The organism is Peteryoungia algae (genome assembly GCF_030369675.1).
Lineage (GTDB): Bacteria > Pseudomonadota > Alphaproteobacteria > Rhizobiales > Rhizobiaceae > Allorhizobium > Allorhizobium algae.
In genome coordinates, this window is the sequence record NZ_CP128477.1 from 4,172,015 (window position 1) to 4,195,070 (window position 23,056).

Annotated in this window: 26 protein-coding genes; 17 read left to right on the top strand and 9 right to left on the bottom strand. The window is 62.4% G+C overall.

What is annotated here, in order from left to right:
- The 4 genes from QTL56_RS19770 (at position 1) to QTL56_RS19785 (ending at position 3,269) form a co-directional block, all read left to right on the top strand.
- Complete coding sequence (locus QTL56_RS19770; RefSeq protein ID WP_245135044.1) at positions 1–1,122, top strand: ATP phosphoribosyltransferase regulatory subunit; 1,122 nt, start codon at positions 1–3, stop codon at positions 1,120–1,122.
- Positions 1,119–1,814 carry an ATP phosphoribosyltransferase gene (gene hisG, locus QTL56_RS19775; protein ID WP_245135048.1) on the top strand — a complete coding sequence of 232 codons (696 nt, stop codon included), beginning with the start codon at positions 1,119–1,121 and terminating at the stop codon, positions 1,812–1,814. The genes QTL56_RS19770 and hisG overlap by 4 nt, the downstream gene beginning before the upstream one ends.
- 7 nt (positions 1,815–1,821) lie before the next feature.
- On the top strand, positions 1,822–2,421 hold the full coding sequence (locus tag QTL56_RS19780) for a class I SAM-dependent DNA methyltransferase (RefSeq protein WP_245135051.1): 600 nt from the start codon (positions 1,822–1,824) through the stop codon (positions 2,419–2,421).
- Between the two features lie 200 nt (positions 2,422–2,621).
- The gene (locus QTL56_RS19785) at positions 2,622–3,269 is read left to right on the top strand and encodes a phytochelatin synthase family protein (RefSeq protein WP_245135054.1); all 648 of its coding nucleotides are present in this window, start codon (positions 2,622–2,624) and stop codon (positions 3,267–3,269) included.
- Positions 3,270–3,402: 133 nt separating this feature from the next.
- Here QTL56_RS19785 and QTL56_RS19790 read toward each other — a convergent pair whose 3' ends face one another.
- Positions 3,403–3,849 carry a DoxX family protein gene (locus QTL56_RS19790; protein ID WP_245135056.1) on the bottom strand — a complete coding sequence of 149 codons (447 nt, stop codon included), beginning with the start codon at positions 3,847–3,849 and terminating at the stop codon, positions 3,403–3,405.
- Between the two features lie 210 nt (positions 3,850–4,059).
- Positions 4,060–4,500, bottom strand: a complete 441-nt coding sequence (locus QTL56_RS19795; RefSeq protein ID WP_245135058.1) for a hypothetical protein — start codon at positions 4,498–4,500, stop codon at positions 4,060–4,062.
- Positions 4,501–5,267: 767 nt separating this feature from the next.
- Here QTL56_RS19795 and QTL56_RS19800 point away from each other — a divergent pair.
- The gene (locus QTL56_RS19800; RefSeq protein ID WP_370660375.1) at positions 5,268–6,173 is read left to right on the top strand and encodes a lytic transglycosylase domain-containing protein; all 906 of its coding nucleotides are present in this window, start codon (positions 5,268–5,270) and stop codon (positions 6,171–6,173) included.
- Between the two features lie 221 nt (positions 6,174–6,394).
- Here QTL56_RS19800 and groL read toward each other — a convergent pair whose 3' ends face one another.
- The 3 genes from groL to QTL56_RS19815 all read right to left on the bottom strand — a co-directional run bounded on the left by groL (position 6,395) and on the right by QTL56_RS19815 (position 8,944).
- Positions 6,395–8,038: a chaperonin GroEL gene (gene groL, locus QTL56_RS19805; protein ID WP_245135062.1), complete on the bottom strand. Its 1,644-nt coding sequence runs from the start codon at positions 8,036–8,038 to the stop codon at positions 6,395–6,397.
- 68 nt (positions 8,039–8,106) lie between these two features.
- A complete protein-coding gene (gene groES, locus QTL56_RS19810; protein WP_076392581.1) occupies positions 8,107–8,403 on the bottom strand; it encodes a co-chaperone GroES in 297 nt (98 codons plus the stop codon).
- A gap of 181 nt (positions 8,404–8,584) precedes the next feature.
- Complete coding sequence (locus tag QTL56_RS19815) at positions 8,585–8,944, bottom strand: hypothetical protein (protein WP_245135064.1); 360 nt, start codon at positions 8,942–8,944, stop codon at positions 8,585–8,587.
- Between the two features lie 106 nt (positions 8,945–9,050).
- Here QTL56_RS19815 and soxR point away from each other — a divergent pair, with 106 nt between their 5' ends.
- The 8 genes from soxR to QTL56_RS19855 all read left to right on the top strand — a co-directional run bounded on the left by soxR (position 9,051) and on the right by QTL56_RS19855 (position 15,069).
- Complete coding sequence (gene soxR / locus QTL56_RS19820) at positions 9,051–9,527, top strand: redox-sensitive transcriptional activator SoxR (protein WP_245135067.1); 477 nt, start codon at positions 9,051–9,053, stop codon at positions 9,525–9,527.
- Between the two features lie 108 nt (positions 9,528–9,635).
- Positions 9,636–10,457: a chromate resistance protein ChrB domain-containing protein gene (locus tag QTL56_RS19825; protein ID WP_245135069.1), complete on the top strand. Its 822-nt coding sequence runs from the start codon at positions 9,636–9,638 to the stop codon at positions 10,455–10,457.
- On the top strand, positions 10,457–11,797 hold the full coding sequence (gene chrA / locus QTL56_RS19830) for a chromate efflux transporter (protein WP_245135071.1): 1,341 nt from the start codon (positions 10,457–10,459) through the stop codon (positions 11,795–11,797). The genes QTL56_RS19825 and chrA overlap by 1 nt, the downstream gene beginning before the upstream one ends.
- A 111-nt stretch (positions 11,798–11,908) precedes the next feature.
- The gene (locus tag QTL56_RS19835; RefSeq protein ID WP_245135073.1) at positions 11,909–12,757 is read left to right on the top strand and encodes a TIGR01459 family HAD-type hydrolase; all 849 of its coding nucleotides are present in this window, start codon (positions 11,909–11,911) and stop codon (positions 12,755–12,757) included.
- A gap of 13 nt (positions 12,758–12,770) precedes the next feature.
- The gene (locus tag QTL56_RS19840) at positions 12,771–13,751 is read left to right on the top strand and encodes a bifunctional riboflavin kinase/FAD synthetase (RefSeq protein WP_245135075.1); all 981 of its coding nucleotides are present in this window, start codon (positions 12,771–12,773) and stop codon (positions 13,749–13,751) included.
- A 105-nt stretch (positions 13,752–13,856) separates the two neighbouring features.
- Complete coding sequence (locus tag QTL56_RS19845) at positions 13,857–14,285, top strand: YeeE/YedE family protein (protein ID WP_245135077.1); 429 nt, start codon at positions 13,857–13,859, stop codon at positions 14,283–14,285.
- Positions 14,285–14,728 carry a DUF6691 family protein gene (locus tag QTL56_RS19850; RefSeq protein ID WP_245135079.1) on the top strand — a complete coding sequence of 148 codons (444 nt, stop codon included), beginning with the start codon at positions 14,285–14,287 and terminating at the stop codon, positions 14,726–14,728. The genes QTL56_RS19845 and QTL56_RS19850 overlap by 1 nt, the downstream gene beginning before the upstream one ends.
- Before the next feature lie 101 nt (positions 14,729–14,829).
- Complete coding sequence (locus tag QTL56_RS19855; protein WP_245135081.1) at positions 14,830–15,069, top strand: BrnA antitoxin family protein; 240 nt, start codon at positions 14,830–14,832, stop codon at positions 15,067–15,069.
- A gap of 15 nt (positions 15,070–15,084) precedes the next feature.
- Here the strand turns inward: QTL56_RS19855 and QTL56_RS19860 are convergent, their stop codons facing one another.
- Together QTL56_RS19860 and QTL56_RS19865 are read right to left on the bottom strand one after the other, a co-directional pair.
- Positions 15,085–15,372 carry a type II toxin-antitoxin system RelE/ParE family toxin gene (locus QTL56_RS19860; protein ID WP_245135083.1) on the bottom strand — a complete coding sequence of 96 codons (288 nt, stop codon included), beginning with the start codon at positions 15,370–15,372 and terminating at the stop codon, positions 15,085–15,087.
- Positions 15,369–15,653, bottom strand: a complete 285-nt coding sequence (locus tag QTL56_RS19865) for a hypothetical protein (protein ID WP_245135085.1) — start codon at positions 15,651–15,653, stop codon at positions 15,369–15,371. Before QTL56_RS19865 ends, QTL56_RS19860 begins: the two co-directional genes overlap by 4 nt.
- A 315-nt stretch (positions 15,654–15,968) precedes the next feature.
- Here QTL56_RS19865 and ileS point away from each other — a divergent pair, with 315 nt between their 5' ends.
- From ileS to QTL56_RS19880, 3 genes are all read left to right on the top strand, one after another.
- Positions 15,969–18,872 (top strand): isoleucine--tRNA ligase, encoded by a 2,904-nt coding sequence (gene ileS, locus QTL56_RS19870; RefSeq protein ID WP_245135088.1) that lies wholly within the window; start codon positions 15,969–15,971, stop codon positions 18,870–18,872.
- A gap of 136 nt (positions 18,873–19,008) precedes the next feature.
- Entirely contained in the window at positions 19,009–19,641 is a 633-nt protein-coding gene (locus tag QTL56_RS19875; protein ID WP_245135090.1) for a hypothetical protein, read from the top strand.
- A 69-nt stretch (positions 19,642–19,710) separates the two neighbouring features.
- Positions 19,711–20,193 (top strand): GNAT family N-acetyltransferase, encoded by a 483-nt coding sequence (locus QTL56_RS19880; RefSeq protein ID WP_245135092.1) that lies wholly within the window; start codon positions 19,711–19,713, stop codon positions 20,191–20,193.
- Positions 20,194–20,209: 16 nt separating this feature from the next.
- On the opposite strand, the gene QTL56_RS19885 is transcribed toward QTL56_RS19880, so the two are convergent.
- The gene (locus QTL56_RS19885) at positions 20,210–20,530 is read right to left on the bottom strand and encodes a hypothetical protein (RefSeq protein WP_229572882.1); all 321 of its coding nucleotides are present in this window, start codon (positions 20,528–20,530) and stop codon (positions 20,210–20,212) included.
- Positions 20,530–20,982 (bottom strand): nucleoside deaminase, encoded by a 453-nt coding sequence (locus QTL56_RS19890; protein WP_229572881.1) that lies wholly within the window; start codon positions 20,980–20,982, stop codon positions 20,530–20,532. The genes QTL56_RS19885 and QTL56_RS19890 overlap by 1 nt, the downstream gene beginning before the upstream one ends.
- A 69-nt stretch (positions 20,983–21,051) precedes the next feature.
- Between QTL56_RS19890 and QTL56_RS19895 the strand changes: the two genes are divergently transcribed.
- Complete coding sequence (locus QTL56_RS19895; RefSeq protein WP_245135093.1) at positions 21,052–23,052, top strand: pseudouridine synthase; 2,001 nt, start codon at positions 21,052–21,054, stop codon at positions 23,050–23,052.
- The last annotated feature ends 4 nt before the right edge of the window (positions 23,053–23,056 follow it).

Here is a 23,056-nt window from a genome sequence, read left to right on the forward strand (position 1 = left end):
ATGCCCCTGACCGATATGCCGGATTTCGCCGGCACCATCCTGCAGGAATTCTCATCACGGGGCACCACCCGTGTTGACACGCCGGTAATCCAGCCAGCGGCTCCGTTCCTCGACATGGCGGGCGAAGACTTGCGCCGGCGCATCTTCCTGACCGAAAACGAGCGCGGCGAAAGCCTCTGCCTGCGGCCGGAATTCACCATCCCCGTCTGTCTGCGCCATATCGAAACGGCGACCGGCACACCGAAGCGCTATGCCTATCTCGGCGAGGTCTTCCGTCAGCGCCGCGAAGGCCCGCAGGAATTCTACCAGGCCGGCATCGAGGATCTGGGCGACATCGCAACCGCGGCAGCCGACGCCCGCGCGATTGCCGATAGCGTATCCATCCTCACGCGCCTTCTGCCGACCAGACCGCTCGCCGTCACTCTCGGCGATCAGTCGGTCTTTGAAGCCGTGGTCAAGGCACTCGGCCTGCCTGCCGGCTGGCAGAAACGCCTGATCCAAGCCTTCGGCAATCCGGCACAGATCGAACAACTCCTGCGGACGCTCGCCACGCCGACGCCGGTTCCAGGGCTTGATCCCGCGGTTTCGGCGCTTCTGGTGAAGGGTGACCATAATGCGCTCATCGCCCATATCGATGCTACCATGCAGGAAACCGGCTATCTCACCAATGCCAGCCGCACGCCGGCCGAGATCGCCCGCCGCCTGAAGGAGAAGCTCGAGCTGTCCGAAACAAGGCTCGACGGCGCGGCCCTGCTATTGCTGCGCGAATTCCTCTCGCTGGAGCTGCCGCTTGCCGATGCTTCGGCCGCACTCGCCGGCTTTGCCGATGCCGCAGGCCTGAAGCTCGGGTCGGCACTTGGCCGCTTCGACGAACGCGTCGCAGCCCTTGCCAGCACCGGCGCCGACCTCGACCTGATCACCTACCGTGCCGCCTTCGGTCGGCCGCTGGATTATTACACCGGTCTCGTCTTCGAGGTGGTCATTGAAGGCAAGCCGGCCGTGCTTGCCGGCGGCGGCCGCTTCGACCGGCTGCTCACCCTGCTTGGCGCGGAAAGCCATATCCCGGCCGTCGGCTTCTCGCTGTGGCTGGATCGAATTGACGCCGAAAGGAGCGCGACATGACCATCACCATCGGTCTGCCCTCCAAGGGCCGCATGAAGGACGATGCCTCCGCCATCTTTGAAAAGGCCGGCATGAAGATCATCGCTGTCGGCAATGACCGCTCCTATCGCGGCCGCGTCGAAGGTTTCGACGATGTCGAGATTGCCTATCTCTCGGCCTCCGAGATCTCGCGCGAGATCGGCAATGGCACGGTCGATTTCGGCGTGACCGGCGAAGACCTGATCCGCGAAGGCCTGGCGGAAGCCGACGCCCGCGTCGAGATCGTAGCCCGCCTCGGCTTCGGCCATGCCGATGTCATCGTGGCCGTGCCCGAGATCTGGTACGACGTCGACACCATGGCCGATCTCGGCGATGTCGCCGCCGAATTCCGCACCCGTCATGGGCGCCGTCTGGCCATCGCCACCAAATACTGGCGCCTGACGCAACAGCATTTCTCGGGCAGTCACGGCATCCAGCTCTACCGCATCGTTGAAAGCCTAGGGGCGACCGAAGGCGCTCCCGCCGCTGGCCAGGCCGACATCATCGTCGACATCACCTCGACCGGTTCGACGCTGCGCGCCAATCACCTGAAGGTGTTGTCGGACGGCGTGATCCTGCGCTCCGAGGCCTGCCTTGTGCGCGCCCGAAAGCCGGAGCACGAGGGCAATCCCATGATCGGCCGCATCATCGAGGCGGTGCGCGGCGCACTCTGAGGGCCCCATGTCACACGCGAATGCGATTCCCGGATTGTATGCGCGGCACGCAGAAGCCTTTGATCGCATACGGGGCAAGAATGGCTTCGAGCGTCCCTGGCTGGATCGGCTTGTCGCGCCATTGCCTGAACATGCTCATGTGCTCGACATTGGATGCGGTTCCGGCGAGCCGATTGCGGCGGATCTGATTGGCCGGGGCTTTTTCGTCACCGGGCTCGACGTTTCCGAACCTCTCATACGTCTGTGTCGGGAGAGATTCCCGGGACACGACTGGCATGTCGGCGATATGCGGGATCTGTCTCTGGGGCGGACCTTCGAGGCGATCGTCGCCTGGCACAGCTTCTTCCACCTCACACCAGAGGCGCAGCGGACCATGTTTCCGCGATTTGCGTCGCATGCAGCGAGAGGCGGCGTGCTGATGTTCACATCAGGGCCGTCTGCCGGTGTGGCCATCGGCGAATTCGAAGGGGAGCCGCTCTACCATGCGAGCCTCGACCCTGCGGAGTATCGGTTCCTTCTGGCGGAAAGCGGCTTCGTCGTTTTGCAGCACGTGGTCGAAGACCCCGCATGCGGTGGTGCCACCGTCTGGCTGGCGCAAAAGACGTAATTCGGAAAGACACGACAGGGCTCTCGGAGCGATCCGGCGGCCTTTTGTTTCGTCCTGCCGTTGTGCATACTGTCTTGACGACAAGAGGGGACATACCTGTGACAATTCTAAGAACTGTTGTTGCATCTTTTTCGATATCACTGTTTTCAGCCTCGGTTTGGGCCGATGAGGCACCCAAACCAAAACTCGGTCCCGATGCCGTGCCGATCACATCGGATCACGCATATATCTCCAAGGCCGAAGCACCCGACTACTGGGCCATCTCGCCCTACTATATCCACCAGCAAACCTCTTCCGCCTGCTCGCTCGCGTCGGTTACGGTTGCAGTCAACACGCTGCGCGGACTGCCCGGGCGGTCAGAAGACACGCTCGTAACTCAGAACAACCTGCTGGAGGCCACCAAGGACGAGCGCTGGGCCGCTCAGGCCGCCGAAGATGGCGACGGCGTGACCTTTGTCGACTTGATCGAAGACACGACACAAAGCCTGAAGGCGTTCGACATCAAAGCAGACGTCAGATCGGCACAACCGGGCAAAGACCAGGCGGCAACGCTTGAGACCTTTCGGGCAATGCTTCTCGAGAATGAAGTCTCGGCCAAAGACATGGTCTTGATATATTTCAACCAGGGTGTCGTCACCGGCGACTGGGATGGACCGCATGTGTCGCCGATCGGCGCCTATGATGCCGCGACCGATCGGGTCCTGATCATGGATGTCGACCGCGAATGGTATGTTCCGTACTGGACAAAGACCGAAACCCTGTTCAATGCCCTGCAACGCCCCGCTCCGGCGGATCAAGGCGTGCTTGCCGGCGAGACAGGCGGGTGGGTGCATATCATCAGGCAATGAGCCGGAAGAGGCGCCGAAGGCAGGGACACCCAGTTTCTGAGGATGCGCCCCGCTCCAGCGCCTCACCGACACAGATACGGAAAAACCCGCCGGATCGCTCCGGCGGGTTTTTTTGCCTTGTAGGGCAGGGATATCAGGCGATAGCGGCAGTCGAACCGCGGCGGGCGTCGAGCGAGTAGGCTCCAGCGCCAACGATGGCGAGCGCGATGTAACCGCCGGCCAGCGTGATGTTCTTCATCATCATGATCTGGTTCAGCGTGTTGATCCAGCCGAGAGCGCCTTCCGGCCAGCCTTCGATGGCAACGGTGCCGGTGTGGAAGACGAGGCCGGTGAACACGCAGAACAGTGCGATGGTCCAGGCGGTGATCTTGGTCTGGAAGCCGACGAGGATGAAGAGGCCGGCGACGAGTTCAAAGAGGCCGGCGGCATAGGCGAGCAGGTCGGCGGCCGGGAGGCCGGCGCCCGAGATCATGCCGGCAGTGCCAGCGGGATCGGCAAGCTTGCCGAAGCCGGACATGATGAACATGAAGGAGAGAAGAATACGGACGAGAACGAGAAGTGCGTTATTGGTGGACGACATCGAAAGGCTCCATTTGGCGTTGATGCCTGAAACCCCTCTGATCGGGTGGTTTCAGTTCGTGGAGCCTAGATGCCTGCTTTTTTGTCGCAGGCATAGATGAACAGTTTTTGACTGATTGTTCACAAAAACGGAACGAACGGGACCTTGGGCATGTGTTCATGAACCCGCGTGAACCAGTCACGGGCCGCTGGAAGCTGGCTTGCCGGAATATCAGGCAGGCGTGACGGAGGCTGTCGTCGGCAACTGGAAGCGCGGGAAAATGAAGAGCCCGACCATGTTGCCACCGGCGTTGTCGAAACCGGAGGACTCGCCGATGCAGAAGACCGGCTGGCGGTGCTGCGACGCGGCGACGATGGTGGTCGAGTAGCAGAAGCGCGACGGCTGCGTGGCGGCCTGTTCGAACAGTCTGAGAATATGTCCGCGATCTGCCGGATCATAGCTGCGCATGACCGTCAGCAGTCCACATTCATGATTGTTGAGACCGTGTAGGGCACGCGCGTTCTCCCCCAGCTTCAGGAGGCCGTTCGTCAGGTCACCCGTCCAGTCTTCCAACAGGCCGAAGCGGCACGCATGCTGCCCCAGCACGCCGTCTCCTTCCTGCTCGCTCATCATGAAGGTGTTCGCAAGATCAGCATTCGCAATTTTGAACAAGGCGATCCCCAAGTCGATAGCCAGAACTGGCCCCAATTATCCAGCCCGGGAACTTGCTCCCGGAAGCCGACCCCTGTCCGGCCGAAACCGAAACCGCTGGCGAGCGGATGCCCGTTCACCAGGTTCTTCAAGCGGCCCGCCGGAACCGCAGACACCGCGCTCCCGTCATCCGGGAATCCACGATGTGAGTGCTTGAGACCTTTCAGTCGATCCGACCGGTCTTCAGACGTAGAACACCGCCGCGAGTTGCCCCATCGCCACGATGTATGCATGCCGGAGCGCAAGCTAAACCGGAATTTCAACCGTCTCCCACAAGAAAGCTGAAAAGGAAAAATCTTGCATGCACCGGAATTAACGGTTTCGATACCATGATTTATTTAGCATGAAAACGGCCCATGTCCCAAATTGGTGCAGGAACCGTCTCAATTCTGGGAACCTTGATATTGGAATAATATGATTTTCAGTGTGTTGGTAGATGTGTGTCTGTCGACGCGACGCACCACCAGTCCGGCGCCACGCAACTTTTGGTGTCATTCCGACCGCTGTCCATTGGTCCGTTGACGGGTGTGGTCTGGCCATCCTGGGGCATGCCGGAGCTTCATACGAAAAGGGAAACCCGAGCGCGGCCCTGTCGAAGACGGAACCGGATGGTCCAGATGAAACACCGACAAGGCAAACGCATTGCGCTGGTGGCGAACGCGAATAGAATCGGATCCCTGTTTCGGTTGTCGGGAGTGGTCTGGATGGATGCGACGCGGCGGGTCTTCATGCTGGCAGCTGGCATTTTCGCGACCGCGGTTGCCTGCGGCACCCTTGCCGCCCATGCCGAGCCGTCGAAGTCAGCAGACGAGCCGGCATGCCTCTATGCGGGCACCTATGGCTCGTCGTCTCTTTGTATCAGGCGTGACAGTTTCAACGCCGATCTCTGCCGTGTGATCGGCCATTTTTCTCAAGTGCATGACGTGCCACCTGCGTTTTTCGCTCGGCTGATCTGGCGGGAAAGCCTCTTCCGCCCTGAGGCGGTCAGTCGGAAGGGGGCGGAAGGAATCGCCCAGTTCATGCCCGGCACAGCGCGCATGCGCGGGATTGCCAACAGTTTCGACGTGCTTGAGGCACTCGATGCGTCTGCCGGCTATCTCGTGGAACTGAGGACTCGCTTCGGAAATTTCGGCTTCGCTGCCGCAGCCTACAACGCCGGCGAAAATGGGTTTTCACGATTCCTGTCCACCGAGCGCCTGCCCATCGAAACCCGGGATTACGTCTTTGCCATCACCGGCGCGACGGTCGAGATATGGCGCGATCAGCCGCCCGAAATCGCAGCGCCGACATTGGACGAAACCTTGAGCTTTCAGGACGCTTGCGTGGCTCTCGCGGACAAGCGCCGGATGAAGGAGCCAGTCTTTTCAGGCTCTGCAGATTGGGCGCCATGGGGCGTGCAATTGGCCGCGCATTTCCGCCCAGCCATCGTCAACCAGCTGTTCACGCGCGCCCTCAGCCGCCTGCCGGCGCCACTCAACGCCGAGCGCGCCCTCATCGTGCGCCAGCGCGGCGGCAATTTTGGCTACAGACCCCGCTATGCCGCAAGGATCGGCCGCGAAACCCGCCAGGAGGCGAACAAGCTCTGCGCCGAGATCAGGGCCGCGGGCGTGCCTTGCACGGTGCTCAGGAACTAGGATCATAGCGAAGATAAGCCCAGGTTCCCGGCCGAGACGATGCACAATAGAAAAAGGGCGACCCGAGGGCCGCCCTTCTGAAAGACTGAACCGGATGGTCCAGATGGTAAGACCCTGAGGTCTTACATCATGTCCATGCCGCCTGTTCAGCGCGCTTGACGCGCTGAACCACTTTGAGTGATGGGCGGCTTTTCTGAACCTGATGGTAAGACCCTGAGGTCTTACATCATGTCCATGCCGCCCATGCCGCCCATGCCGCCAGGCATGCCGCCGCCAGCAGATTCCTTCTTCGGAAGTTCGGCGATCATGGCTTCGGTGGTGATCAGCAGCGAAGCAACCGAAGCTGCGTTCTGCAGGGCGGTGCGAACGACCTTGACCGGGTCGACGATACCCATGGCGATCATGTCACCATATTCCGACGTCTGGGCGTTGTAGCCGAAGTTGTCGGTGTCGCCGTCGAGGATCTTGCCAACAACGATGGAAGCTTCGTCACCGGCATTGGTAGCAATCTGGCGAACCAGCGACTGCAGGGCCTTGCGCACGATGTTGATGCCGGCTTCCTGGTCGTCGTTTGCACCCTTGACGGTGATCTTCGTCGAGGAGCGCAGGAGTGCGGTACCGCCGCCGGGGACGATGCCTTCCTGAACGGCAGCGCGCGTTGCGTTCAGCGCGTCGTCGATGCGGTCCTTGCGTTCCTTGACTTCGATTTCCGTCGAGCCGCCAACGCGGATCACGGCAACGCCGCCAGCAAGCTTGGCAAGACGTTCCTGCAGCTTTTCGCGGTCGTAGTCAGAAGTGGTTTCTTCGATCTGAGCCTTGATCTGGGAAACGCGACCTTCGATGTCCGACTTCTGGCCGGCACCGTCGACGATCGTGGTGGTTTCCTTGGTGATCGAGATCTTCTTGGCGCGGCCGAGCATTTCGAGCGTAACCGACTCGAGCTTGATGCCGAGGTCTTCCGAGATGACAGTGCCGCCCGACAGGATGGCGATGTCTTCCAGCATGGCCTTGCGGCGATCGCCGAAGCCCGGAGCCTTGACGGCAGCGATCTTCAGGCCGCCACGCAGCTTGTTGACGACGAGCGTAGCAAGAGCTTCGCCTTCGACGTCTTCAGCGATGATCACGAGCGGCTTGCCGGTCTGAACGACGGCTTCGAGAACCGGCAGCATGGCCTGGAGGTTCGAGAGCTTCTTTTCGTGCAGAAGGATGTAGGCGTCGTCGAGATCGGCGACCATCTTTTCCGGGTTCGTCACGAAGTAGGGCGACAGGTAGCCGCGGTCGAACTGCATGCCTTCGACGACTTCGAGTTCGGTTTCAGCGGTCTTGGCTTCTTCGACGGTGATAACGCCTTCGTTGCCGACCTTCTGCATGGCTTCCGCGATGTCGCGGCCAACCTGCGTGTCGCCATTTGCCGAGATCGTGCCGACCTGTGCGACTTCTTCCGAAGTCGAGATCTTCTTGGCCTTGGCCTGGAGGTCCTTGACGACTTCTGCGACGGCCAGATCGATGCCGCGCTTCAGGTCCATCGGGTTCATGCCGGCTGCAACGGCCTTGTTGCCTTCGCGAACGATGGCCTGGGCAAGAACGGTTGCAGTCGTGGTGCCGTCACCGGCGATGTCGTTGGTCTTCGAAGCAACTTCGCGGACCATCTGGGCGCCCATGTTCTCGAACTTGTCTTCCAGTTCGATTTCCTTGGCGACCGATACGCCGTCCTTGGTGATGCGCGGCGCGCCGAAGGACTTGTCGATGATGACGTTGCGACCCTTCGGGCCGAGCGTTACCTTCACGGCGTCAGCGAGGATGTCGACGCCATGCAGCATCTTTTCGCGAGCGGTGCGGCCAAACTTGATTTCTTTAGCAGCCATTGTCAAAACTCCCGGGCATCTAGCCCATTGGTGAATTGTTAAAGAGGAAGACGGGTATCAGGCTAAGATCAGCCGATGACGCCCATGATGTCGGCTTCCTTCATGATCAGCAGGTCTTCGCCGTCGAGCTTGACCTCGGTGCCGGACCACTTGCCGAACAGGACGCGGTCGCCGACCTTGACGTCGAGAGCGATCTGCTTGCCGCTTTCGTCGCGGGCGCCAGGGCCAACAGCGACGATTTCGCCTTCAGCAGGCTTTTCCTTGGCAGTGTCAGGAATGATGATGCCGCCCTTGGTCTTTGCTTCGGACTCGACGCGCTTGACTACAACGCGGTCGTGCAGCGGACGGAAAGTTGTGCTTGCCATTGTCTAATCCCTCGATCAAATGACATTCGCGGACCGCAGAGAGGGTCCGCATCGATACTGTTAGCACTCGCTGTTGGTGAGTGCCAGCGAGGCTGAGATAAGAACAGCATGCGGATGAGTCAAGCCGGGTGTGCAAAAATCCGGTGCCTATCGTAAACGGCACCGGATGGCTTGTTTACCTTCAGAGAACCATGGTCTCGAAGGTGGCGAACTCGGCTTCTATCCCATATTGAACGAGAAATGCGGCAGGATCGAAGTCGTTCGCGGCATAAATTGCCGCCATCTCCTGTTTGGCCGCCAGAAGTGCATTGCGGCTTTCCCACTCGGCAATGGTGATTACGAAAACCTGGCCATCGCGTTCGGATGCGGCGACGCGGCTCATTTTGCAGTGCACATGTCTCTGCAGATGCCCGTCGATAAAGGCCAGACGTTCTGCGAAATCCGGCCAATGGGCAAGCGGGCAGGTGAAGCGGTCGATCCGAAGAACGGTCGACAGATCCGCATTGCGGAGTTCCAGTGGCGAAGGGGAAGGGGTGGTCATGATGCGCTCCGTATCTGTGTGAGAACTTGCGGTTTGATCGGGACGCAGGCATGGATAGGACCTCAACCTTCATTGAGGTCAAGGAATAAGTGTCGTGGCAGATCAAATGGCAGTTCAGAAGGCCGGAGCACCGGTTCTGCTCAGTGTTGGCGAGGTGGCACGCCGCGCCGGCGTCGCTGTCTCGGCGCTGCATTATTACGAGCGTGAAGGGCTGATCCATTCCCTGCGCAGTGGCGGAAACCAGCGGCGGTTTCCGCGCGGCGTGCTCCGCCGTGTCGCTGTCATCAAGGTTGCCCAGTCGCTCGGCCTGTCGCTCGCCGAAATCTCGACCGCCTTCTCGACCCTGCCGGATGATCGGCCGCCCTCGGTCCATGACTGGCGCCGGCTTTCGCAAATCTGGCGTGCCGACCTGGATCGCCGGATCATGCAGCTTCAAGGGCTGCGTGACAGGCTCGATGGCTGCATCGGCTGCGGATGCCTGTCCATGGAGGATTGTCCCTTGCGCAATGGCGGCGACCACATGGGCAAGTCCGGCGCGGGGGCGAGGCTTCTGGCCGATGACGCAACTGACAAAGGCGTTTGACAGGCCAATATGAATTTGACAGGTTTGAACCGTGGAGTGCGCGAAAGCTCCATGAGGCGCCATGCCGGAATTTCGCATCCGTCATTCTCAAAACAACGGACACCGAACATGGCACCCTTTGGCGCAATTTCCGCAGACAAACTCTTTCGCTTGTTGGGTTCATCCCAGTCCCCCTTCCTTGTCGATGTCAGTCTTGACGAAGATGTCGAGGCTGATCCCTTTCTCCTGCCGTCAGCTGTCCGCCGCGATCACCGGTTCGTCGACCGCTGGGCGGCCGAGATCAAATCGCCCTCCGTCGTGATCATCTGCCATAAAGGGCGAAAGCTCAGCGAAGGCGTGGCAGCCCATCTGCGCCTTCTGGGGCTCTCCGCTGAAGTCCTGGAAGGCGGAAACGTCGCCTGGGCGAAAGCGGGGCTTCCCCGCGTGCCGCTGGCCCGGCTCGCAAGTCATGGTGGCGGCACGCTTTGGGTCACCCGCAACCGGCCGAAGATCGACCGTATCGCCTGCCCATGGCTGATCCGCCGCTTCGTTGATCCCCTGGCGCGTTTCCTCTTTGTCTCGCCCTCGGAAGTGGAGGGCGTCGCCCAACGGTTCGACGCTGTCGCATTCGACATGGATGAAGGGTTCTGGAGCCACCGCGCCGAGCGCTGCACCTTTGATACGATGCTGACCGAATTCGGTCTTGAGACGCCCGCGCTGATGACCCTCGCACAGATAGTTCGCGGCGCCGATACGAACCGGCTGGACCTTGCGCCGGAGGCCGCCGGCCTGCTGGCGGTGTCGCTCGGGCTGTCGAGGCTCCATGCCAGCGACCTCGATCAACTGGAGCAGGGCCTGATTGTCTATGATGCCCTGTACCGTTGGGCGCGCGACGCCATGGACGAAAAGCACGACTGGGTCGCCCGCAGTTCGCGCAATGAGGTTGGGTGATGAGTATCGTGGTGGGAAATCCGGCCAGGATCACTGAAATCCGGCCGACATTCACCGAACTGGTCTCGGCCTTTGCCCGCATCGGCCTCATGTCCTTTGGCGGTCCAGCGGCCCAGATCGCGCTGATGCACCGGATCTGCGTCGAGGAAAAACGCTGGATCGATGAGGACAGGTACCTCCACGCCTTGAATTACTGCATGCTGCTTCCCGGTCCCGAAGCCCAACAGCTCGCGACCTATATCGGCTGGCTGTTGCACGGCGTGCGGGGCGGCATGGTCGCCGGCCTGCTCTTCGTCTTGCCGGGGCTCGCCGTCATCCTCGGTCTGTCCAGCCTCTATGCGCTCTATCAGGAGGCAAGCCTTGTCACGGGCCTGTTCTTCGGTCTGAAGGCGGCGGTCCTGGCGATCGTCGTTGAAGCCGTGGTCAGGATCGGCAGGCGGGCCTTGAAGAGCGGTTTCCACCGCGGCCTCGCGGCGGCCGCCTTCATCGCGCTTTTCTTTTTCTCCCTGCCGTTCCCGCTCGTCGTGCTCACGGCCGCCCTGATCGGCCTCATCCACGCTCGCGGCGCACCATCCGCAGCTGTCGAGATCTCCGAGGAAGTCCGCGCAAGGCCGCCACTGCTTGGTCAGTTGGCAACACTGCTGTTCTGGGTCGTCGTCTGGCTGGCGCCCCTGCCGCTGCTCTGGCTGCTTGTTCCGGAAACCGCACTTCCCGAGGTCCAGACGTTTTTCTCCAAGATGGCGCTTGTCACCTTCGGCGGCGCCTATGCCGTGCTTGCCTATGTTGCCCAGGTCGCGGTCGATCACTACGCCTGGCTCAAACCTGGCGAGATGCTGGACGGGCTGGCACTTGCCGAGACGACGCCTGGACCGCTGGTTCTGGTCCTCTCCTATGTCGGTTTCCTCGCCGGCTTCCGCCAGAGCGGCGCGCTCGATCCCTTGATCGGCGGGCTGCTCGGTGGCGTGATCGCCGCCTGGGCCACCTTCGTCCCGAGCTTCATCTGGATCTTTGCCGGCGCCCCCTATATCGAGCGCCTGCGCGGCAATCGCCTGCTGAGCGCCGCGCTTTCGGCCATCACCGCCGCCGTGGTCGGCGTCATTCTCAATCTTGCCGTCTGGTTCGCGCTGCATGTCGTCTTTACCAGGGTGGAGCCGGTCGATCTCGTCAGCCTGGCTCCGCTGACGCTCTCCGTCCCTCTGCCGGTCTGGTCGTCCCTGGATTGGCCGGCTCTGGTCATCGCCATGGCCGCCGCCGTCATGATCTTCCGCTTCCATCTCGGCATCGGCAAGACGCTGATCGCGGCCGGTCTACTCGGGCTTGCCGCACGTTTCCTGCTCTGATGGGGTACCCATCGATGGCTGCCAATTTCGGGTGTCGCGACGCTTGCCCCTTGCCTTGCCGCCCGTCCTTTGCCATGTCACCGGACACACATTCAGCAGTCAGGACAGACGATGACCCGCAGCATTACCACCCTCGGCGACGTGACCGACGCCTATGACGTCATTCTGTGCGACGTCTGGGGTGTCCTGCACAATGGCATCGATGCCTTTCCGCTGGCAGGTGAAGCGCTGACGGCCGCCCGTAAAAAGGGCCTGACAGTCGTGCTGATCACCAATTCGCCGAGGCCCGCCATCGGTGTCATCCCGCAGCTGCGCGCCATCGGCGTTCCCGACTCGGCCTATGACCGCATCGTCACATCAGGCGATGTCACCCGCACGTTGATCGCCGCCGGTCCGAAAAAGGTCTTCCTGCTCGGTCCCGAGCGCGACCTTCCGCTCTTCGACGGGCTCGATGTCGAGATCGTCTCGAAGGAAGAGGCCGATTGTGTGGTCTGCACCGGCTTCTTCGACGATGAGGTCGAGACGCCGGAAGATTACCGCGACATGCTCACCGACTTCGTTGCCCGCAAAGTGCCGCTGATCTGCGCCAACCCGGACCTGGTGGTCGAGCGCGGCCACCGCATCATCCCATGTGCGGGCGCGGTCGCCGCCTTCTACACAGAGCTTGGCGGCGAGACCCGCATCGCCGGCAAGCCGCATGCGCCGATCTACGCAGCGACACTGGCTGCGGCAAAGGAGGCCCGCGGAGACTTCGACAAGGCCCGCGTCCTCGCGATCGGCGACGGCATGCCGACCGATGTCAAGGGCGCCATCGATGCCGGGCTCGATCTCCTCTATATCTCCGGTGGCATTCATGCCGCCGACTACGCGACGAACAACGTGACCGACGAAACGAGGCTCCAGCTGTTCCTCGAACGGGAAAAGGTCGCGCCACAATTCTGGATGCACAGGCTGGCATGAGGCAGCGGCTCGGATGACCGTCTTTCACCGCAACGAGAAGAAGGAACCGCTGCCATCAGCCTTGCGCGGCGGTGTGGTGGCAATCGGTAATTTCGATGGCGTGCATCGCGGCCACCAGGCCGTGCTGAAGCGTGCGCTGGAGCGTGCAGAAGCACTCGGCGTGCCGGCCCTCGTGCTCACCTTCGAGCCGCATCCCCGCACCATCTTCAATCCCGACAAGCCGGTCTTTCGCCTGACGCCGCCGTCCCTGCGCGCCCGCATCCTGGAGGCCATGGGATTCCATTCGGTGATCGAATATCCCTTCGACAGGGAGTTTTCCCAGCGCTCTGCGGAAGACTTCGTCAAGTCGATCCTGGGCGACTGGCTGGGTGCGCGCGAAGTCGTGACCGGCTTCGACTTCCATTTCGGCAAGGGCAGGGAGGGCGGCCCGGCCTATCTCATGCAGGCTGGCAGCCGACACGGCTTCGGCGTCAGCCTTGTTGATGCCTTCCGCGACGAGGGGGCCGAAGTCATTTCCTCGAGCCGCATCCGGGGCCTGATCGCCACCGGTGATGTCGCCGAGGCCGCGGGGCTCCTGGGCTATCGCTTTACGGTCGAGGCCGAGGTGATGAAGGGGCAGCAACTCGGCCGCACCCTGGGCTTCCCCACCGCCAACATGCACCTGCCGCCGGAAGCGACGCTGCGCCCTGGAATTTATGCCGTCCGCTTCCGCCGTCCCGACGGGGTCATTCGCGATGGTGTCGCGAGCTTCGGCTATCGCCCCACCGTCACCAATAATGGTGACCCCTGGCTGGAAACCTTCGTTTTCGATTTCTCCGGCGATCTCTATGGCGAGGTCTGTTCCGTATCGCTCTTCGGCTTCCTGCGCGACGAGTGGAAGTTCGAAGGCCTCGATCCGCTCGTTGCCCAGATCCACAAGGATGTAGAGGAGGCGCAAGCGCTGCTTTCCGGCGTCACGCCCATCGGAACGCTCGACGCAGCCATCGCCTTTTGAGCAAGGCCGCTACATGTCGGCGATGTGAGTTGCCGATCCGCACAGCGTCACATATGCATGGAGATATGTAAGGGGCTCGCCACGGGCCTGACGTTGGAGACCGCCTTGACTGAATTCACGCCCCTGATGTCCTTTGCCGGCGGCCTGCTGATCGGGCTGTCTGCCCTTCTGCTGATGCTCACTTGGGGCCGGATCGCCGGCATGACTGCGATTGTGGGCGGCATCCTGCCCCCGCTCGGCGCCGACTGGTCCTGGAAGCTCGCCTTCCTCGCCGGCGCCATCCTCGCACCCTTCGCGCTGTCGCTCAGCGGATACGTTGTAGAATATGCAGTTCCCGTCTCCACCGCGGCCCTGGTGATCGGCGGGCTGATCGCCGGCATCGGCGTCACCTTCGGCTCCGGTTGCACCTCCGGACACGGCATTTGCGGCATGGCGCGCCTCTCGCGACGCTCGATTGCGGCGACGGTCACGTTTATGGCTTTTGCCGTTCTCACCGTCTTTCTCATTCGCCACGTCTTCGGGGTCACGATCTGATGCGCTTCCTCATTGTCTTTCTGATCGGTGCCCTTTTCGGAACCGGCATTGCCCTTTCCGGCATGGCAAACCCGGCCAAGGTCCTGAACTTTTTCGATCTCGCCGGCAGCTTCGACCCCAGCCTCGCCTTTGTCATGGCCGGTGCGCTGTCGGTCGCCGCTCCGGGCTACGCACTGCTCTTCCGTATCCGGCAGAAGCCGCTCTTCGACCAGAGCTTTCGCCTGCCAGGAGCGAGCGCCATCGATGCAAGGCTGATCGGCGGCTCAGCAATCTTCGGAATCGGTTGGGGCATTGCCGGCTTCTGTCCCGGCGCCTCGATCCCAGCGCTCGGCCTCGGTCACACCTCGGCGGCGATCTTCGTTGCGGCCCTGCTTCTCGGCATTCTGATCGCCCGAAGGCTCGCCAGGGCAGACTTCTTTGCCGACCTTGCCCGGTCAGGCTGAGCAATGGCGGTGTCCACGCCGCCGATGCCGGCTTGACGCCTTGTCCGCATTGCCGCCTAGTGCGGCCAGCAAATCATCAGAGACAGCCCGAAAGGCACCCCATGGCCATGACGCCGCGCAGACCCGTGAACCCGAAGGATGCCGCGGAAGCCCTGTTCCGCCCCGCGAAGAAGCCGGCAGCCCCGGTCGTCGAGCGCCGCGCAGCACCCGATGTCAAGGAACTGGTCTCGATCAAGCTCGACAGTGCGGTGATCGAGCATTTCCAGAAGGACGGCCCCGGCTGGCAGGATCGCATCAACGACGCCCTTCGCGCGGTCGTCGAGAGGGATGGTGGCGAATAAAGCCGGCAGATTGGGTCAGTCGCGATCAGTCGGTGGCCATTGCCGTGAGGCATGGACGATCGCGAGGATGGCGAGCTTGCCGTTAGTCACCTCATAGATGAGGCGATAGCTGGGATGCGGCAGAAGCTCGCGAGTGCCAGGGACCAGGCCGATTTTACCCGAATGGGGAAACTGACCAAGCTGAATGACCGCCTGTTCGAACGTATTGTCGATGGCCAGTGCGGCAACCGGATTTTTTTCCACGATGTATTCGAAGATGGAAGCGCGGTCATGAATGGCCTGGCGCGTCCATCGAACGATCATAAGCGGCTCGCTTTGAGAGCGCGCTCCCGTCGCTCAGCAAACATCCGTTCGGCATCGTCTGCCGCTATGAACTCTCCGGCAGCCACGTCGTCGCGACCACGCGCGACTTTGGCCTCCATAAACTGACGATAGCCGCTATCGACCTTCTGCCGCTCGACATAGTCCTGTACCATCTCCCGCAGGACTTCGCTTTCTGACGTCTGTGCGGACGTGACCGCTGCGGCAAAATCATCGGCGAGCTTGGCGTCGAGGTCGACCTTTAGCTGCGCTTTGCGTGTCATGCCGTCTCCGCCCTGATCTTGAATGGCCCGCAGACATGGGGTGATGAAGACAGTCTAAGCATGTCCCGCCTGCCTGTCCATCTCGCCCATCTTGCCCCTTCCTTTTGGCGCGAAAAACCCCTAAAGAACGCGGCCATGACGTATCTTTCGGCGGCCCGGATCATTCGAATTATTGGCCCGGCCCTCCCGGCGGCTTGATGAGCTGCGGGAAGGTCCGGGTTTTTGGCGTTGGGTTTCAAGCCCCGCGCCCGCTTGCCGCCAATCCATGACATAATTCCGCGACCGCTTGAGGTCGCCCCATCCGATGGCTGATCCATGACCGATACCCCTGAAAAGATCGACTACTCCAAGACCCTCTTTCTGCCCGAGACCGAATTTCCGATGCGCGCCGGCCTTCCCCAGAAGGAGCCGGAAATGGCGGCGAAGTGGAAAGAGATGGGTCTCTACAAGCGCCTGCGCGCATCTGCCGCCGGCCGCGAAAAATTCGTCCTGCATGACGGCCCGCCCTATGCCAACGGCAACATCCATATCGGCCATGCGCTGAACAAGGTGCTGAAGGACGTCATCACCCGCTCTTTCCAGATGCGTGGTTTTGACTCGAACTACGTGCCTGGCTGGGATTGCCATGGTCTTCCGATCGAATGGAAGATCGAGGAAAAATATCGCGAGAAGGGCAAGGACAAGAACGAGGTCCCGGTCAACGAATTCCGCAAGGAATGCCGTGAGTTCGCGCAAGGCTGGATCAACATCCAGTCGGACGAATTCCGCCGTCTCGGCATTGAGGGCGATTTCGACAATCCCTACACCACCATGGCCTTCCACGCGGAAGCCCGCATTGCCGGCGAACTCTTGAAGATCGCCATGTCCGGCCAGCTTTATCGCGGCTCCAAGCCGATCATGTGGTCGGTCGTCGAGCGCACCGCGCTCGCCGAAGCCGAAGTGGAATATGCCGAGGTCGAGAGCGACACGATCTGGGTGAAGTTCCCGATTGTTGAGGGCGCCTCGGATCTGAAGTCGGCCTCCGTCGTCATCTGGACCACCACGCCCTGGACCATCCCGGGCAACCGCGCGATCTCCTATTCCTCGAAGATCGAATACGGCCTTTACGAGATCACCGAAGCCACCAATGATTTCGGCCCGCAGCCGGGCGAAAAGCTCATCTTCGCCAAGCGCCTCGCCGAAGATGCAGCAGCCAAGGCCAAGGTGACCTTTAACCTCGTTCGTGACGTGACCGGTGCCGAGCTCGCAGCCATCACCTGCGCCCACCCGCTGGCCGACCTCGGCTACACCTTCGCCGTCCCGCTGCTCGACGGCGACCATGTCACCGATGACGCCGGTACCGGTTTCGTCCACACGGCCCCGTCGCACGGCCGCGAAGACTTTGAAGCCTGGATGGCAAATGTCCGCGCGCTCGAAGCCCGGGGCATCGATACGAAAATCCCGTTCCCGGTCGACGATGCCGGCTTCTACACCGAAGACGCCCCCGGTTTCGGCCCGTCCGCCGAAGGCGGTGCCGCTCGCGTGCTCGACGACAACGGCAAGAAGGGCGACGCCAACAAGCGCGTCATGGACGCTCTCATCAAGGCGAACAACCTCTTTGCCCGTGGCCGCATCAAGCATGAATATCCGCATTCCTGGCGCTCCAAGAAGCCGGTCATCTTCCGCAACACGCCGCAGTGGTTCGTCTACATGGACAAGGACCTCGCCGACGGCACGACGCTGCGCACCCGCGCACTCTCGGCCATCGACCAGACCCGCTTTGTCCCCGCTGGTGGCCAGAACCGCCTGCGCGCCATGATCGAGCAGCGCCCGGATTGGGTTCTCTCGCGCCAGCGCGCCTGGGGCGTGCCGATCTGCGTCTTCGCCGATGCCGAAGGCAATGTGTTGCAGGACGAAAAGGTCAATGCCCGCATCCTCGAAGCTTTCGAGAAGGAAGGCGCAGACGCCTGGTTCGCCGAAGGCGCCAAGGAACGCTTCCTGGCCGGCGAGCATGACGGCGACACCTGGCAGATGGTGTCAGACATTCTCGACGTCTGGTTCGATTCAGGTTCGACCCACACCTTCACCCTGGAAGACCGCCCCGACCTGAAATGGCCGGCAGACGTCTATCTCGAAGGCTCCGACCAGCATCGCGGATGGTTCCATTCCTCGCTGCTCGAAAGCTGCGCCACCCGTGGTCGCGCGCCCTACAATGCCGTGGTCACCCACGGATTTACGATGGCCGAAGACGGTCGCAAGATGTCGAAGTCGCTCGGCAATACCGTCACGCCGCAGGAAGTGATGAGCCAGTCGGGTGCCGACATCCTGCGTCTCTGGGTGATGAACACCGACTACTGGGAAGACCAGCGCCTCGGCAAGACGATCATCCAGACCAATATCGACAGCTACCGCAAGATCCGCAACACGGTTCGCTGGATGCTCGGCACGCTCGCCCATGACCATGGCGACGAGATCGCCTATGCGGACCTGCCGGAACTCGAAAAGCTGATGCTGCACCGTCTGGCCGAACTCGACCAGCTCGTGCGCAAGGGCTACGACGAATTCGACTTCAAACGCATCGTCCGCGCTCTCTCGGATTTTGCCAATGTCGAGCTCTCGGCCTTCTACTTCGATATCCGCAAGGATGCGCTCTATTGCGACGCCCCGTCGAGCCTGAAGCGCCGTTCGGCCCTCTTTGTCATCCGCAAGCTCTTCGATTGCCTCGTTCTGTGGTTCGCGCCGATGATGCCCTTCACCACGGAAGAGGCATGGCTCTCGCGGGATCCGAAGGCCGAGTCGGTTCATCTGGAACAGTTCCCGGTGATCCCGGCCGACTGGTCGAACGAGGCGGTGGCCGAGAAGTGGAAAAAGGTCCGCACGGTGCGCCGTGCCGTGACGGGCGCACTGGAGATCGAACGCAAGGAAAAGCGCATCGGCTCCTCGCTGGAAGCGGCCCCGGTCGTTCACGTCGGCGATGCGGATCTTCTGAAGGCCCTCGACGGCCTCGACTTTGCCGAAATCTGCATCACCTCGGACATCTCCGTTGTCTCGGGTGAAGGCCCCAATGAAGCCTTCCGTCTGGACGATGGCACCAGGGTCGCCGTCGAACCGAAGCTCGCCGAAGGCACGAAATGCGCCCGCTCATGGAAGATCACCAGGGATGTCGGCTCCGATGCCGACTATCCCGATGTTTCGGCCCGTGACGCCCAGGCTCTGCGCGAGCTTGCAGCGCGCGGATAAGGAAATATGACCGGATGATTTGCGCTTTTGCGGGTCATCCGGTAAAACTGCCTGAAATTGGCCGAATTCGACCGGCAGGGCTGGTGGAATGTATTCGGCACGACTGATGTAACTGCGGCGAGGCTGGTAGGCATTCATGAATTCGGCATATCTGTTCAGAGTTGGCCTCGGTCTGGTTGGCCTTGTTGGCCTGACGTCGGGTCTCTCCGGCTGCGTCGGCAGCCCGACCTATGGCACGGACAAGACGGCGATGGAGCAGCTGGTGGATGACGTCGGCTCGGCCGTGTCGATCGCGCCGCGCGAAGCCGCCAACAAGGGTACCAAATACAATCCGCGTCCTGACCTCGTCCTGCCGCCGGGCGGCGCCCAGACGGCCGGGCTCGTCGCGCCGCAACAGTCGGTTGCCAGCCGCGAAAACAATCCCGAATGGGTGGAATCGCCGGAAGAGGCGCGTGAGCGTCTCGTGGCCGAAGCCGACGCCAATGCCGGCAATCCGCGTTACCGCTCTCCACTGCTCGCTGGCTATGGCACGGCCGGCACGATGACCGAGACGCAGAAGTGGCAGGCCTTCCGTGACGCCCGTCAGCTTCAGAAGGGCGCCTATCTCGACCAGCGTCGCCTTCTTTCCGATCCGCCGGCCGAATATCGCCAGACGCAGGAAGCCGCACTGGTCGATCTCGGCGAGCCGGAACAGAAGAAGGAAAAGCGCCGCAAGAAGGAAGCCAAGGCTGCCCAGCAGAACAGCTCCTGGTGGATGCCTTTCCAATAAGCGCCTTTCGATCGTGAATTTTCCAGGGCAGGGCGGAAACGACCTGCCCTTTTGCTTGAGGTCTTGTCCATGCCCTTCTCCATCCGTCCTGCCACACCTGAGGACGCCGCCACCATTCTCGGCTTCATTACCGAACTCGCCATCTATGAAAAGGCGGGGCATGAGGTGGAGGCGGCCACGGAGACGATCCGCGCCTCGATCTTCGGCGAGGGGTCTGTGACCGAGGCGGTGATCCTGGAGGCCGATGGTCAGCCTGCGGGATTTGCGGTCTGGTTTCACAGCTATTCCACCTGGCAGGCGAGGAACGGCCTCTATCTGGAGGATCTCTATGTCTCGCCGGATTATCGCGGCTCGGGTGCCGGCAAGCTGCTTTTGAAACATCTCGCGCGCATTGCGGTGGAACGGGGTTGCGGTCGCTTCGAATGGAGCGTGCTCGACTGGAACGAGCCGGCGATCCGCGTCTATGACGCTGTTGGTGCCGAACCGCAGACGGAATGGATCCGCTACCGGCTGGCCGGCCGGAAGCTCGAGGATTTCGCCGCCGCCGAGTGAGGCCGTCGCGCCTGCCTCATTCCTCGTTTTCGACCGTGCGCGCAACCAGTGCCATGTGCATGGCCTGCAAGGCGGGAGCGATGAAGGAAATCCACAGCAGCGCCATGTCGCGCTCGGCATGGTCATCCCGTGAAAATACGAAGATCAGGCCGATCAGAGCGAGCATCAGCACGGGGGCCGCGGCGATAGCGATCAGCCGTGGTGCGCGCCAGTTGACGGTACCGGTCGTCGACCACTGCATCGGCAAGCGGTCTGCGCCGGGTGCAACATTGCGATAAGCCCAGAACGCAATGCCAGCCATGCCGGCAATCGACAAGGTGAGCGCAACAAAGATCATCAGTCTCTCCTGTCCTGGAAGAAGCCCCGGAGCATGTCGGCAGCCTCGCTCTCGCGAATGCCGGAATAGACTTCAGGAACGTGGTGGCAGGTCGGTTGTCGGTAGAAGCGCACGCCGTTTTCCACCGCCCCGCCTTTGGCGTCTGCGGCAGCATAATAGAGTCGCCGCATCCGGGCAAAGGAGATTGCCGCAGCGCACATCGTGCAAGGCTCAAGCGTGACGTAGAGATCGGCCTCGACGAGCCTTTCGTCGCCTAGGATTGCAGCCGCACGGCGGATGGCGAGAATTTCGGCATGGGCGGTCACATCGTTCAGCGCCCGCGTCTCGTTGCCGGCCCGTCCGATGATCCGGCCGTCGCGCACGACCACGGCGCCGATCGGAACCTCACCGCGCTCGCCGGCGGCGCGAGCCTCCTCGAAGGCTGCCTCCATGAAGCCGTTTGTCTTCCCCATGCACGAACTTTCCACTTAACCCGAGCCGCGCGACCTGATACGACAGCCCAAACCACAGGCAAACAGCAAATGACATTCAAAGACAAGTCCAAGCGTCCGGCGGGCAAGCCCTCCGACCGCAGCGGCAAGCCGCAAACCAGAAAACCGTCCGCAGCCTCCGCAGACAAGCCCGCGTCGAAGCCCGTTCGTGCGCCACGCACCGAGGCAGCGGCCGGCGACGACACCATGAAGCCCGAGCGCATTTCCAAGCTGCTCGCCCGCGCCGGTGTTGCATCCCGTCGTGACATAGAGCGCATGATCATGGAAGGCCGCGTGGCCGTGAACGGCAAGGTGCTCGAAACCCCCGTGCTCAACGCGACGCTGGCCGACAAGATCGAGGTCGATGGCCAGCCGATCCGCGGCATCGAACGCACGCGCCTCTGGCTCTATCACAAGCCGGCCGGCCTGGTGACGACCAATGCCGATCCGGAAGGCCGCTCGACGGTTTTCGAGAACCTGCCGGAAGAACTGCCACGTGTGATGTCCATCGGCCGTCTCGACATCAACACCGAGGGCCTGCTGCTGCTCACCAATGACGGCGGCCTCGCCCGCGTCCTGGAATTGCCGACCACCGGCTGGCTGCGCCGTTACCGCGTGCGTGCCTATGGCGAAGTCGACCAGCCGGCGCTTGATGCGCTGAAGGAAGGCATTGCCGTCGACGGCGTGCTCTACGGCGCGATCGATGCAACGCTCGACCGCAAGCAGGGCCACAATGTCTGGATCACCATGGGTCTGCGCGAAGGCAAGAACCGCGAGATCAAGAACGTGCTCGGCGCGCTTGGCCTCGAGGTCAATCGCCTGATCCGTGTCTCCTACGGTCCCTTCCAGCTCGGCGACCTGCCGGAAGGCAAGGTCCAGGAAGTGCGTGGCCGCATGCTGCGCGATCAGCTCGGACCCCGCCTGATCGAGGAATCCAAGGCCAATTTCGACGCCCCGATCTATGCCCATGGCGTCGAGACCGACGAAGAGGATGCACCCGCTGCGCCGGCCAAGAAGCCTGGCCGCGAGGCAAAGCCGGAATGGAGCCGTGAAGAGCGCCCGGCAGACAAGAAGCGTGCTGCGCCGAAGGACTGGTCCGACAAGGGCGACCGCCGCGAGCGTGCGCTTGGGCGCCTCGACACCCGTCGTGACGATGGCAAGCCCGGCGACAAGTTTGCCGACAAGCCTAAGCGCCCGGCGGGTAACACGAAGAGCCGCACCGCCAATGTCTGGATGGCGCCCGGCGCCCGTCCGCTCGGCGAAAAGGCTGCCGCAGCGGCCGCCCGTCGCAAGCCCGATCCGCGCGGTCCCAAGCCCACAGAGCGCTTTGACGACCGGCCAACCTCGACCGTCCAGATCACCCGTGCCCGGGACGAGGAAGGCGACTGGATCCGCGCTGACGGTCCGGACCAGAAGCCCGGTGGTCGGGATGGCGGTCGCGATGGCGGCCGTGGTGGAAAGCCCGGTGGCTTCGGTGCCCGTCCGCCCCGTCGTGACGGTGACGATCGTGCGCCACGTCGCGAGGGTTCCGATCGTGGCCCCAAGCGTGATTTCGGTGATCGTGCCGAGCGCGCCCCGCGCCGGGAAGGCGACGACCGTGGTCCGCGCAAGGACTTCGGCGACCGCGGCCCCCGCAAGGATTTCGGCGATCGCGGTCCTCGCAAGCCCTTCGGCGACAAGCCGGATCGTCCGCGCACGGAACGGTTCACACCGGATCGCGCCCGTGATGACAGGCCCCGTGACGCCAGACCCCGTGATGAACACCCCCGGGGCGAGCGTCCGGCCGGCGACAGGCCTTTCGGTGACAAGCCGCGCGGCGCGAGACCCGCGGGCGACCGCTCCTTCGGCGACAAGCCTGCAGGCAAGTCGTTCGGCAAGCCGGCGGGCAAGCCCTCAGGCAAACCGGCCGGCAAGAGCTTTGGCGGCAAGCCCGGTGGTGGAAAAAGCTTCGGCGGCAAGCCGGGTGGACGCCCGGCCGGTGGCCCACGCTCCGGCGGCCCGGGTGGCAAACCCACCGGCGGCAGCCGCGGTGCCCCGAAGGGCAAGAGGTAAGCCG